The sequence below is a fragment of the Paracoccus gahaiensis genome (assembly GCF_005048225.1).
In the GTDB taxonomy this organism is placed as follows: Bacteria; Pseudomonadota; Alphaproteobacteria; order Rhodobacterales; family Rhodobacteraceae; genus Paracoccus; species Paracoccus gahaiensis.
Genome location: NZ_SUNI01000045.1, coordinates 1 through 11,351 on the forward strand (window position 1 = coordinate 1; position 11,351 = coordinate 11,351).

The 11,351-nt window shown below is 65.1% G+C and carries 12 protein-coding genes and 2 pseudogenes; 3 read left to right on the forward strand and 11 right to left on the reverse strand.

What is annotated here, in order from left to right; genetic code table 11:
• On the forward strand, nucleotides 1-84 hold an 84-nt coding region (locus FA743_RS20875), incomplete at its 5' end, for an IS3 family transposase (RefSeq protein WP_342774431.1).
• Between the two features lie 42 nt (nucleotides 85-126).
• On the opposite strand, the pseudogene FA743_RS19430 reads toward FA743_RS20875, so the two are convergent.
• From FA743_RS19430 to FA743_RS19440, 3 genes and pseudogenes are all read right to left on the reverse strand, one after another.
• Nucleotides 127-558, reverse strand: a pseudogene (locus FA743_RS19430) (isocitrate lyase/PEP mutase family protein); the annotation flags it as partial.
• A gap of 18 nt (nucleotides 559-576) precedes the next feature.
• The gene (locus FA743_RS19435) at nucleotides 577-1,056 is read right to left on the reverse strand and encodes a GntR family transcriptional regulator (RefSeq protein WP_136887718.1); all 480 of its coding nucleotides are present in this window, start codon (nucleotides 1,054-1,056) and stop codon (nucleotides 577-579) included.
• A 53-nt stretch (nucleotides 1,057-1,109) separates the two neighbouring features.
• Entirely contained in the window at nucleotides 1,110-1,355 is a 246-nt protein-coding gene (locus FA743_RS19440; protein WP_169308953.1) for a GntR family transcriptional regulator, read from the reverse strand.
• A gap of 13 nt (nucleotides 1,356-1,368) precedes the next feature.
• Between FA743_RS19440 and FA743_RS19445 the strand changes: the two are divergent.
• Nucleotides 1,369-1,524 (forward strand): annotated as a pseudogene (locus FA743_RS19445) (IS481 family transposase); the annotation flags it as partial.
• Between the two features lie 281 nt (nucleotides 1,525-1,805).
• Here the strand turns inward: FA743_RS19445 and hydA are convergent.
• Genes hydA through FA743_RS19470 form a run of 5 tightly spaced genes read right to left on the reverse strand, consistent with a single transcriptional unit; the run spans nucleotide 1,806 to nucleotide 6,682 of the window.
• Nucleotides 1,806-3,218 carry a dihydropyrimidinase gene (gene hydA / locus FA743_RS19450; RefSeq protein WP_136887720.1) on the reverse strand — a complete coding sequence of 471 codons (1,413 nt, stop codon included), beginning with the start codon at nucleotides 3,216-3,218 and terminating at the stop codon, nucleotides 1,806-1,808.
• On the reverse strand, nucleotides 3,215-4,453 hold the full coding sequence (locus FA743_RS19455) for a cysteine desulfurase-like protein (RefSeq protein ID WP_246055066.1): 1,239 nt from the start codon (nucleotides 4,451-4,453) through the stop codon (nucleotides 3,215-3,217). Before FA743_RS19455 ends, hydA begins: the two co-directional genes overlap by 4 nt.
• 13 nt (nucleotides 4,454-4,466) lie before the next feature.
• A complete protein-coding gene (locus FA743_RS19460) occupies nucleotides 4,467-5,204 on the reverse strand; it encodes an amino acid ABC transporter ATP-binding protein (RefSeq protein ID WP_136887721.1) in 738 nt (245 codons plus the stop codon).
• Nucleotide 5,205: 1 nt separating this feature from the next.
• Nucleotides 5,206-5,877, reverse strand: coding sequence for an amino acid ABC transporter permease (locus tag FA743_RS19465; RefSeq protein WP_136887722.1), 672 nt, complete (start codon nucleotides 5,875-5,877; stop codon nucleotides 5,206-5,208).
• A 46-nt stretch (nucleotides 5,878-5,923) separates the two neighbouring features.
• Complete coding sequence (locus FA743_RS19470; protein WP_246055067.1) at nucleotides 5,924-6,682, reverse strand: transporter substrate-binding domain-containing protein; 759 nt, start codon at nucleotides 6,680-6,682, stop codon at nucleotides 5,924-5,926.
• A 182-nt stretch (nucleotides 6,683-6,864) separates the two neighbouring features.
• Here FA743_RS19470 and FA743_RS19475 point away from each other — a divergent pair, with 182 nt between their 5' ends.
• Nucleotides 6,865-7,551 carry a FadR/GntR family transcriptional regulator gene (locus FA743_RS19475; protein WP_211242341.1) on the forward strand — a complete coding sequence of 229 codons (687 nt, stop codon included), beginning with the start codon at nucleotides 6,865-6,867 and terminating at the stop codon, nucleotides 7,549-7,551.
• A 172-nt stretch (nucleotides 7,552-7,723) separates the two neighbouring features.
• Here the strand turns inward: FA743_RS19475 and FA743_RS19480 are convergent, their stop codons facing one another.
• From FA743_RS19480 to FA743_RS19490, 3 genes are all read right to left on the reverse strand, one after another.
• Nucleotides 7,724-9,235: an ABC transporter substrate-binding protein gene (locus tag FA743_RS19480; RefSeq protein WP_136887724.1), complete on the reverse strand. Its 1,512-nt coding sequence runs from the start codon at nucleotides 9,233-9,235 to the stop codon at nucleotides 7,724-7,726.
• A gap of 4 nt (nucleotides 9,236-9,239) precedes the next feature.
• Nucleotides 9,240-10,196, reverse strand: coding sequence for an acetamidase/formamidase family protein (locus FA743_RS19485; protein ID WP_136887725.1), 957 nt, complete (start codon nucleotides 10,194-10,196; stop codon nucleotides 9,240-9,242).
• A 513-nt stretch (nucleotides 10,197-10,709) separates the two neighbouring features.
• Nucleotides 10,710-11,351: CBS domain-containing protein (locus FA743_RS19490; RefSeq protein ID WP_211242342.1), on the reverse strand; the 642-nt coding region annotated here is incomplete at its 5' end.

The window sequence follows — 11,351 nt, forward strand, 5'->3', positions numbered from 1 at the left end:
CGCTTCTACAATCCGCGGCGGCGCCATTCGAAACTGGGCTACCTCAGCCCAATGGAGTTCGAGGCGCGCGCTATGCTAGCTTAACCTGCCGTCCACAAAACCGGCAGCAGCTCACGCCGAGGAACCCCGTGCGTCGCAGGCGGCCCGTATCTTTCCAACCATTTCCAGAGTTGGCACCAGCGTTTTGCCTCTGAGATGCCCACAGCGCTTCGGAAAGCCCTGGTCTTCGAGCTGCAGTCCAGATGCCCGGCGCGTTCGAACAGACGCACCGTGCGCTTCACGTTCATTGCATTACCAAAGCCCGTGTCGCCGTCGACGATGATCGGAAGCGGCACGCGATCACGGATCAGGGATCAGGGTCAGGGTGTCGGCGAGCTCTGATGCGGTCACCAGTCCAACATCGGGCCGGCCAAGTCGGGTATAGGCAATCGATTCCCCCGAAAGGTAGAGGCATTCGAATCCCGCCTGCTGGGCCAGAAGTGCCCCGAAGGCGTCATAGACGCCGGGCGCAAGAATGCCCTGACCGCCCGTGCCGAGAAGTCGTTTCAATCCGCTCATGGCCGGAGTCCTTCCAAATCAGGTATTCCAAACTTTGCAGGCCTCGTCCGCGCTGCGGTCGAAGCTCATTTCATGTTCATAAGTGTCGGGGCGATACAGACCATGGATCCGTTCCACTGCACGTCCGTCGACGTCAAAAACCGTGCGCCGGATCGCAAGCAGCGCTTCTCCGGGTTCCACGAGGAGAAGCTGGGCCACATCCGGGGCTGCAAGGCAGGCCGAAATGGTTTGCCGGGCGCTGTGAACGCGATGTCCCGTGCCTTCGATCAAACGCAGCAGCGATGTGCGTTCGAGATCGTCCTGCGTGATCGCCTCACCGATATCGGCTGGCAGCCAGGTTGTCAGGTGACTGAAGGGCCGTCCTTCAAGGCTGCGCAGCCGCACGGCACGTTGGACACGTGTGCCGGGTTCGATCTGCATCGGCGCCGCGATCTCGGGAGGGGTGTTCACGAAACGCAGGTCAATGACCGATACACGCGTCTTGAGGCCGAGCGCCATGAGGTTCTCGAAATTCCCTGACAACGAGGCCCCGACCGGCAATCCGACGGATCCTATCCTTGCAAATGTTCCCCGGCCCCGACTGCGTTGCACGCTGCCTTCGAGGTCGATCGCTCCATCGCCTTGCGGATTGTGATCCGGGAAACTCCGAATATGTCCGCCAATTGAACCTCGGCGGGCATCGGCTCATCTGCAGTCCAGACGCCGTCCGCGATTTGCTGCCGAAGCACCAAATAGACCTGATGATGCTTGGGCAATACCGAGGTCTGGCTCATCGAATGCCCGTCATCCTTGGCCATTTTCGCAGTCCTCCATCTCGCCGACTTCATGGCCGCTTGCAATTTCGCGCGGCGGATCAAGACCCTTGGCGGCCTCACGCCTTACGAATACATCTGCAGGATCTGGACATCCGAGCCAGACAGATTCATCCTAAACCCGATCCACCCGATGCCGGGACTGAACACCTAAGGCTGCCGAAAACCATGACTCCTTCGTGCCAAGATCATGTATACCGCGCGGGCCGCAGCGGCGTGTGATGCGTCATTCCTGCTGCGGGATGGGACGCGTCAGTTCGGTATCGCGGGCAGCTTCGACGCAGTTTCGCTCGTTCCTGCTGGATGAGACCAGCGCCGCTGTCGGAGCGATTCTGTCCACAATCAATGGCGATACTGATCACAGCCAATGTCCGGCGGCTTCTGGATATCACGAAGAATTCTGCGCATCAGATCGTCGTCCCCGCGACATCAGGATCAGATGTTTCCAAACGTCTCGCTGATGGCGCGGGCCAGATGCGTGCCACCAGTATCCCCGGTCGGAACCCCGTCCCGGGCGATGGTTCTACCGCGCAACAAGGTGCGGACCGGCCAGCCGGTGATCTCCATCCCCTCATAGGGGGTGTAATCGCAGCCGTGGTTCAGCGATGACTGTCGGATGGGCCGGGTCAGGGTCGGGTCCCACAGCGTCAGGTCGGCATCCGCGCCGATGGCGATGCTGCCCTTCTGCGGGTAAAGGCCATACAGCCGCGCCGGGTTGGTCGAGGTCAGCGCCACGAAGCGCTGCAGGCTGATCCGGCCCTTGCTGACCCCTTCGGAAAACAGGATCGGCAGGCGGGTCTCCACGCCGGGGATGCCGTTGGGCACCCATTTGAACGAGGTCCGGGCGCGGAGATTGTCCTTGCTGGCCGGCCCTTCGATGCGGAACGGGCAATGGTCGGACGAGAACAGATCGAACGTCCCATCGCGCAGCCCCTGCCAGATCGCCGCCTGGCTGTCCGCATCGCGCGGCGGCGGCGAGCAGACGTATTTCGCGCCCTCGAAATCCATGTTCAGGCCGCGCAGATCCTCGGCGGTCAGGGCGATGTATTGCGGGCAGGTCTCGGCATGGACCTTGAGGCCGCGGGCGCGGGCCCACTGGATCTGCTCCATCGGATCGCGGCCCGAGACGTGGACGATCACGATGGGCACGTCGATCAGCTGGGCATGGCTGATGGCGCGGTGGGTGGCCTCGCGCTCGGCGATCTCGGCATGGGCCTGACCGTGGTAATAGGGCGCGGTCCGGCCCTGATCCTCCAGCCGGCGGGTCAGGTGCTTGATGGCATCGTGCCCCTCGGCATGGACCATGACCAGCGCGCGTTCGCGGCGGGCGACCTCGAACACGTCCAGCAGCTGTGCGTCGTTCAGCACCAGATCGTCATAGGTCATGAAGACCTTGAACGAGGTGTAGCCGTCGCGCACCAGCGCGGGCAGTTCCTGCCCCAGGACCTGCGGGGTGGGGTCCGTGACGATCAGGTGGAACGAGACATCGGTGTGGCAGCTGCCCTCGGCCTTGCGGTGGTACTCTTCGACACAGGCGCGGAGGGACTGGCCCTTGATCTGCAGCGCGAAGGGCAGGACCGTCGTGTTGCCCCCCGCCGCCGCCGAGCGCGTGCCGCTGGCGAAACCGTCGGCCATGACCGTCCCGTCCGAGGTCGGCTGGTCCAGATGCACATGGGCATCGATCCCGCCGGGCAGGACCAGCAGGCCCGAGGCGTCGATGCGGTCCGCCCCGGTCAGCCCCTCGCCGATCTGGGCGATGCGCCCGTCGCGGATGCCAATATCGGCGGCATAGCTGTCGGCGGCGGTGACGACCGTGCCCCCCGCGATGACCAGATCCAGACCGCTCATGCCGCCTCCGCCAGGATGGTGGTCAGCGCCTCGGTCAGGCGGTCGACCTGCGCGACGGTGTTGTAATGCACCATCGAGACGCGCAGCACGCCGCCCTCGTGGTCCTCGCCCAGATGCTCGACCAGCCGGCGCGAGTGGAAATCACCAAAGCGCATGGCGATGCCGTGATCGTCCATTGCCTGCGTCAGCTGGCCCGAGTCGAGGCCGTCGAACTTGAAGGCGATGGTGGGGACGCGGTTGCTGTCCCGGTTAGCCGCCTCGCCGATGATCCGGCAATCGTTGCGGGCGCCAAGCCAGGCCAGCAGGCGGTCGGTCAGCAGATCCTCCTGGGTGGTGATCAGGTCATAGGCGGCGGCCAGCAGCGCACGATCGTCGCCGGTGGCGCCATGGTGTCGGGCAAGGCCGGTCAGGTAGGCCAGGATGCCGTCGGTGGCATAGGCGGCCTCGTAGCTGGGATTGCCGGGCTCCAGCTTGGCGGTGACTTTGTCCTTGCCGTAGAAATAATGATAGAGGCCGTCCAGCCCGGCCAGCAGGTCGTATTTCCCGTACATCAGCGCGCCATGCGGGCCGTAGGCCTTGTAGAGGCTGAAGACATAGTAATCGACATCCCAGGCCCGCACGTCAATCAGCCGGTGCGGGGCATAGGCCACCGCATCGACGCAGATCAGCGCGCCCCGGTCATGGATGAACCGCGCGAAGTCGGCGATGGGATGAACCTTGCCCAGAATGTTGGACACATGCGTGACGCAGACCAGTCGCGTGCGCTCGGACATCAGCGGCTCCAGATCGGCCAGCTGCAGGTCCATCGTCTGCGCATTCAGCGGCCAGACCTTGATCGTGACGCCGAACTCCTCCAGCCGGGTCCAGGGGCCGATATTGCTTTCATGATCGGCCATGGTGACGATCACCTCGTCGCCCGGCGCGAACTGACGGCGCATGGCCTGCATCAGGTTGCCCATCAGCACCGTGGTCGAGGGGCCAAAGACGATCTCTTCGGGTCGTGCGGCATTGACCAGCGTGGCCGCCGCCTGCCGCCCTGCCGCCAGAGCCTGCGCGGCAGCCTGGGACACGGCATAGCTGCCGCCGATCTGCACGTTCCGGTGGGTCAGGAACTCGACCATCCGGTCCAGCGCGGGCTGTGCGATCTGCGATCCGCCGGCATTGTCGAAGAAGACCCAGTCATCGGTCAGGCCGGGAAACTGGGATTGCACGTAAGCCATGTCCAGCTGTGTCATCGAATAGCTCTTTTCAGTGGTTCAGCACGGCGCCCAGAAAGTCGCGCGTGCGGGGTTCGCGGGGATGGGACAGCACCTGTGCGGGCGGCCCCTCTTCGACGATCTGTCCCGCATCCATGAAGATGACGCGGTCGGCCACCTGCGAGGCGAAGCCCATCTCGTGCGTGACGACGATCATGGTGACGCCGGTGCGGGCCAGATCGCGCATGACGTCCAGCACCTCGCCCACCATCTCGGGGTCGAGCGAGCTGGTGGGTTCGTCGAACAGCATCACCTGCGGCTCCATCGCCAGCGCGCGGGCGATGGCCACGCGCTGCTGCTGGCCGCCCGACAGATGCTCGGGATACTTGTCGGCCTGGTTGCCGATGCCCACGCGGTCCAGCAGGCGGTCGGCCTGGGCGCTGGCCTCGGCGCGGGTGGTGCCGCGCACCCGGCGGGGGGCCAGCATGACGTTCTGGCGCACGGTCAGATGCGGGAAGAGGTTGAAGGACTGAAAGACCATGCCGACCTCGGCGCGGACCTTGGCCAGGGCGCGGCCCGAGGTGACGGGAATGCCGTCCACGCGGATCTCGCTGCCCTCCGAGAACGCCTCCAGCCGGTTGATGCAGCGGATCAGCGTCGATTTCCCCGATCCCGAGGGGCCGATGATGCAGACAACCTCGCCCTTCGCCACGTCCAGATCGATCCCCTTCAGGGCCTCGAAGCTGCCATAGGACTTGCGCAGGTTCCTGATGCTGACAAAACCGGTCATCTCAGCGCCTCCGGGCCGCAAAGCGGCGTTCCATGCGCGACACCAGCGCGACCAGCGGCCAGAGGAACGCGATATAGATCATTGCCGCCACGATCAGCGGCGTCGGATTGGCGGCCAGCGCCTGCGCCTGCGTGGCCTGCTTCAGCAGGTCGGGCATGGCGACGACCGAGGCCAGCGCGGTGTCCTTGACCACGTTGATCGAATTGTTCGTCAGCGGCGGAATGACGATCCGCACCGCCTGCGGCAGGATCACGTCGGCCATGGTCTGGCGTCCGCTGAGACCGAGCGCGGCCGAGGCCTCGAACTGGCCCTTGGGGATCGCCTCGATGCCCGCGCGGAAGATCTCGGCCGTGTAGGCGCCCGAGACCAGCGTCAGCGCGCTCATGGCCGAGACGAAGGGCGACAGGCGAAGCCCCACGAAGGGCAGCGCGTAATAGACGATGATCAGCAGCACCAGAAGCGGGATCGACCGGAAGATGTCGATGTAGAACCGGGTCAGGACCCGAAGCGGCCCGGGTCCGTAAAGCCGCGCCATGGCCAAGGCCAGCCCCAGAGCCAGCCCCGCCACGATGCTGGCCGCCCCCAGCTGCAGCGTGATCCACAATCCCTGCATCAGCATGGGAAAGGTCCGCCGCATGACCTCGGCGTTCAGGAAGGTGTCGAAAATATCCATGAGCGTCCTTTCGGGTCCGGGACCGGCCCGGACCCGGGTCTTCGGATCAGTCCAGCGCCGGCATCGGCAGGACGGTCACGGTCGACGAGCCCTCGTCGGGCGCCACGCCAAACCATTTCTGGTGCAACTCGGCCAGCACGCCCTCGGTCTTCAGATCGTCGAGCACGGCGTTCACCTGGGTCGCCAGTTCGGCATCCTTGGCGAACATCATCGAGTATGTCTCGCCCGTCGGAATGCGCTCGACCACCTCCAGTTGCGGCTTGTCGCGGACATAGTATTGCAGCGCCGGAATGTCCGAGACATAGCCGTCGATCCGCCCCGCCTGCAGGTCCAGCATCGCGGGTGCCAGCCCCTCATAGCGGCGGATGTCGGCAAAGCCATAGGTCTCGGCCTGCTCGGTCGCCCACATGTCGCCGGTCGATCCGGTATCGACGCCGACGACCTTGCCGTCCATCTCGGCCAGCGAGGCCGGACCCTCGGCCAGGGCGGTCAGCGACTGGTCGCTGTCGTAATAGGGCTGGGCGAAGCTGACCGATTCCAGACGCTCGTCCGTGATGGTGATCGAGGACGTCGCGATGTCGATCCGTCCCGACTGCACCGCCGAAAAGAGGCCGTTGAAGGGAATGTTCACCGTCTCGACCTCGGCACCGAGGCGTTCGGCCACGGCCGCCACCAGGTCGATCTCGAAGCCGACGAACTCGCCGGACTCATCCTGGAACTCCCATGGCACGTTGCCGATATTGGCGCCGACCGTCAGCGTCTCCTGCGCCGCCGCCGACAGCGCCGTCCCCGCCAACAGCGCCATGGTCAATCCTGTCAGTCGCATTCCCTGTCCCGGCATGGTAACTCCCCGTCCTTATAATTTTGGATTGACCGGCCTAACCGGTCTGACCAGTATCAAGCCACGGTCGGGATGCGTTTGCAATGCCTGTCGCGGGATGTGCAGATGACAACGGGCAAGATGCCGCCAGGAAAGGCAGTTGGGACATGATGTGGGACAAGGCGCCCGTGACGCAGATGATTGCGCGCAGATTGCAGGACATGATCCGCTCGGGCAAGCTGAAGGCGGGCGAGCGCCTGCCCTCGCAGCGCGTTCTCTCCGAGCAGATGAACGTCTCCCGGCCCACCCTGCGCGAGGCCCTGCTGACGCTGGAGACCTTGGGCCTTGTCCAGACCCTTCCCGCCCGCGGCACCTTCGTACGGGACCCGGCGTCCCGGCCCGCACAGGCGGTCTGGCGGTACGACGACGCGCATGACCTGCGCGACGTCTTCCAGACGCGGCTGCTGATCGAGGCCGAGATCTGCGCGCTGGCGGCAGAGGCCATGACCCGGGACACAATCGACACGCTGCAGTCCGCCGCCAAGACATTCCAAGACGCCTGGCATCGCGGCGATCTGGTGGCCCATGTCGGGGCGGATCTGGCCCTGCATCAGGGCATCGCCGATGCCTGCCCCAACCGGATGCTGGCCAATGTCTATGCCAACATGCAGCACCTGCTCAGCGAAACGCAGCGCCAGCCCATTCCGAACACCGACCCTGAACGCATGCTGCAATCCATCGAGGAACACCGCTCCATCATCGCTGCCCTGGAAGGCCAAGATGCCGAAGGGGCGCGGCAGCACATGCAGCAGCACATCCGCAACACGGCACGCTGTGCCGGCCACAGCGTCTGAACGGCCATCCAAGGCTGCAGATTTTGATCATCTCAGTTTGCGGTGGGGCCCATCTCCCGACTGATCCGCAAGATCGCAGCACCTGGGCGAGAATAGAAAGCACGGCTTTCCGCCGCACCATACCCCCGCTCAACGCTCTAGCCACCGCCCCTTGCGGGCGGTAGCCCTGCGATCAGTCCAGCGTCACCCCGGACAGGCGGATCAGCCCGTCGGGATAGGGGGTGAAGCCGCTGAGGCCTGCCTCCATCCCCCAGATCCAGGTCGGGTGATACAGATAGATCAGCGGCTGGTCGCGATCCAGGATCTTGCGCGCCGCGTCGTAGCTGGCCTTGCGCAGAACCGGATCCGTGGCGCTGCGGGCATCGTTCAGAAGCCGGTCGACCTCGGCGTCGCAGTAGCGGGTATCGTTGATGCCGCCCTCGCAGGTCACCATCTGGTGCAGGTTCGCGTCCGGATCGACATAGCCGGACCAGCCGCTGAGGTCCGCCTGATAATCTCCGGCGGTCTGCGACGACAGAAGTGTGGCGAACTCCAGGGCCTGGATCTGAATATTGAACCCCGCTTCCGAGGCCATGGCCTGAATGACCTGGGCCACCTGCTGCGAGATCGGGTTGTTGGGAACGGTCAGGGTCATGTCGACGCTGTCCACCCCGACCGAGGCCATCAACGCGCGCGCCACTTCGACATCCCGGACGAGCATCGGCGTCTCGGCGTCATACCATGGTGAACCCGGGGCAAAGGGCTGATTGCCGGGGGTGAACAGCCCGTTGAAGACGACCTGGTTGAGCGCCTCTCGGTCGATGGACAGCGACAGGGCGCGGCGCAGTTCGGGATGCTGCGACAGCGGGTTGTGGTCCCCTGCCCCGGTGCCATTCGCGACGTTCACGACGATCCCCTGGTAGCCGAGGCCCTGCACCTCGGCATAGGCCAGATCCGGATCACCCTGAACGGTGGCAACATCCGAGGTAGCCACGCGCTCGACCAGATCCAGATCGCCCGAACGCAGGTTGGCCAAGCGCACGGTCGCGTCCGGGATCGGCAGGTAGGTCACCGTATCAAAGTGGAAATCCTCGGCCGCATAGTAGTCCGGATCCTTTTCCAGCACGATCCGCTCTTGCTGGACCCGCTCCCTGAACGCGTAGGGGCCGATGCAGACCGGGGCGCTGCCGAAATCGGCACCCGCCGCCTCGGCGGCCTCCGGGGACAGCATGATGCCGGACCGCGCCGCGAGCCGCGCCAGTAGCGTAGCATCCGGGGCATTCAGGTGGAAAGTCACGCGATCCTCGGCATCCGCCGTCACTGAGGTGATTGAGGTCAGCTCGCTCTTGCGACGGCTTTCCGGCAGATCGCGGGACCGTTCGATGTTGCGTACCACATCCTCAGCCGTGAAGCTGGTCCCGTCCTGGAAGGTGACGCCCGTGCGCAACTGCATGGTCAACGACATGCCGTCTTCGGCAGTGCTCCATTCGGTGGCCAGCTGCGGGATGATGGTCGCGTCCGGGGCGATGCCCACCAGCTTGTCGCACATCGACGCCATGACGATCTCGCCCACGAAGGTGCGGGACTGATCGGGATCGAGCGTGTCGGGATCGTCCGCCAGACCGATGCGAAGGTCCGCGGCGGCGGCGGGAAGTGCCAGGGTGGCCGCAAGGCAGGCGCCTGTCAGGAAAGGAATCGTCTTCATGTCGTCAGCCTTTGGTGAGAAGTGTCTTTTTCAGCCGACCGTGAACGCCCTTTTCGCCATTCACGGTCTGGGTCACCGCGAAGTCCACGGCGAGTGAGCAGAACTGGTAGGCCTCGGTCGGGGTGATGCCCGTCCGTTCGCAGATGATGGCGATCATCTGGCGCAGGGCGATGCGCATCGCCTCGTCCAGATCGGCGTGAAAGCCCATCGAGATGATCTCGTCCGCCGTCTCGGCTTGAGGCAAGGTGACCGAATGATTGCCGGCCTTGCGCAGCGTGAATGTGAAGGTGCCGATCAGCGACATCTCCAGCGCGGTGATGCAGACCTCGCCGTCGCCCTGGCAGCCATGCCCGTCGCCGCAGGAGAAGAGCGCGCCCTCGGCATGGACGGGCAGCGACAGGGTGGCGCCCGGCGTCAGCAGCTTGAGGTCCATGTTGCCCCCGTGCAGGCGCGGCTGGATCGAGGTCAGCTCTCCCCATTCGGGTGGCGGGGCGACGCCCATCACCCCGAAGAACGGGTTCAGGGGCAGCACGGCGCCCCAGGGCAGCCGCGCGGTGCGGGCCGCGCGATCGACCGGGATCAGCGTCATGGCCTGCTGTGAGACCGGAAACTCACCGATCAGCGTGCCCGAACTGGGCCGCACCAGGTTGAAGCCCCAGTCCGCGCCCAACTCGACCGCATCGATGCGGATGTCCAGAACATCGCCGGGCTGCGCCCCCCGGATCGCCACCGGCCCGGTCAGCAGATGCCCCCGCCGGGGCAGGTCCGTCGCCAGGATGTCCCGCAGCGCCGGGGCGACGGTCATGCCCGACCCTTCGGGCGGCAGCACCTCCTCGCGCCCCGAATGGGTCTCGATCGTCAGGGTGTCGCCGGCGTCGATCTCCAGCACCGGGGGCAGTCCGGACCAGAAGCGGCCCCAGTGAACGGTCTTCGGCGTGGCCGGGAGAGAGTGGGTGGTCATCGGTCGGTTGCCTTCCATCGTCGACATGCCAGCCTGCGCTTTCGTCCGGCCTGTCGCGGATCTGTTATGTTCGACCCATGATCGCGGTCCGGGTCGCGATCATGGCTGTCGGAGGTGCATCTGTCGTCGTTCGAGGCGCGATCGAGCGGGGCATCTTGGTCAACCTCGGCAACCAGACCCGCGTCCCGGCCGCGTTCCATCGCCGGGCACCCTCGATCAGGAATGCGAAGATGACCAGCGACGGGCGAAAAAACATTCAAGGATGTCGGTCATTCGCTCTACAATTGGGCAGATGATTTCATGAGAGCCGCGACATCGGGCATCTGGATGCGCCTCTGCGCGCCAATCGGATCACAGCCGGAGATCCGAAACGTGCCGTTGGCTGGCTACGGGTGGTCGTGACCGTTCGACATGTCGATCGCGCCTGAATGCCGCTGTCATCGAAGGTCGACACAGGGTCCCGCGACGGTGTCTCTGAAACCTGGGCCGCAGAGGTCCAGGCTCAAATACGGGTCATCCATGCTCTTCGGCGGCTGTCCGTTCCAGCGCCTGATTCAAGGCCCGCAGGACGTCGATGTGGTGAACGCTGCCGATCAGACGCGGAGGATCATCCGGGCCGTCGCAGGCCATCACGGCAAGACAGACAGCGCCGCAGCGGTCGAACAGGGGCAAGGCCTCGGCCAGGGTCGTGGTGGGGGCCACCGTAGGATGCGTCTCGGCCAGGGACCGGACCAGATCTTCCGCCGGGGCATCTTCGGCACCCAGCACACGGATGACCGGGGTGATGCGAAGCTGATGAGGCAGCCAAGCCTGGGGTCCTTCGGACAGATGAATGCCCCGCTGCTCCAGCTGGGTCAGAAAGAAGGATCGTTTCACGAGGGTCGATGCCAGGGCCGAACTGAGCGACACCGAGGTCATCACCGCGATGCCCGTCTGCCAGTCGCCCGTCATCTCGAAGACGATCAGCGCCGTTGAGATCGGCGCGCCCAAGACCGCCGCCCCGACAGCGGCCATGCCGGCGAAGGCATAGACGTTGACGCTTCCGGAATATCCGGGCGCAAGCGTGGTCGCGATGATCCCGAAGGCCAGGCCGGTCAGCGATCCCATGACCAGTGCCGGGGAAAAGACCCCGCCACCCATCCGCCCGCCCAGGGT

What these genes read in the sequence shown, in the direction of transcription:
- FA743_RS19470 (WP_246055067.1), bottom strand. Translation starts at nt 6,682, where the DNA reads ATGGCGCTGTTGGCGGGGACGGCGCTGTCGGCGGCGGCGCAGGAGACG.
- FA743_RS19460 (WP_136887721.1), bottom strand. Translation starts at nt 5,204, where the DNA reads ATGACCGGTTTTGTCAGCATCAGGAACCTGCGCAAGTCCTATGGCAGC.
- FA743_RS19465 (WP_136887722.1), bottom strand. Translation starts at nt 5,877, where the DNA reads ATGGATATTTTCGACACCTTCCTGAACGCCGAGGTCATGCGGCGGACC.
- FA743_RS19475 (WP_211242341.1), top strand. Translation starts at nt 6,865, where the DNA reads ATGATGTGGGACAAGGCGCCCGTGACGCAGATGATTGCGCGCAGATTG.
- FA743_RS19480 (WP_136887724.1), bottom strand. Translation starts at nt 9,235, where the DNA reads ATGAAGACGATTCCTTTCCTGACAGGCGCCTGCCTTGCGGCCACCCTG.
- hydA (WP_136887720.1), bottom strand. Translation starts at nt 3,218, where the DNA reads ATGAGCGGTCTGGATCTGGTCATCGCGGGGGGCACGGTCGTCACCGCC.
- FA743_RS19455 (WP_246055066.1), bottom strand. Translation starts at nt 4,453, where the DNA reads ATGACACAGCTGGACATGGCTTACGTGCAATCCCAGTTTCCCGGCCTG.
- FA743_RS19435 (WP_136887718.1), bottom strand. Translation starts at nt 1,056, where the DNA reads ATGGCGCTCGGCCTCAAGACGCGTGTATCGGTCATTGACCTGCGTTTC.
- FA743_RS19485 (WP_136887725.1), bottom strand. Translation starts at nt 10,196, where the DNA reads ATGACCACCCACTCTCTCCCGGCCACGCCGAAGACCGTTCACTGGGGC.
- FA743_RS19440 (WP_169308953.1), bottom strand. Translation starts at nt 1,355, where the DNA reads ATGGCCAAGGATGACGGGCATTCGATGAGCCAGACCTCGGTATTGCCC.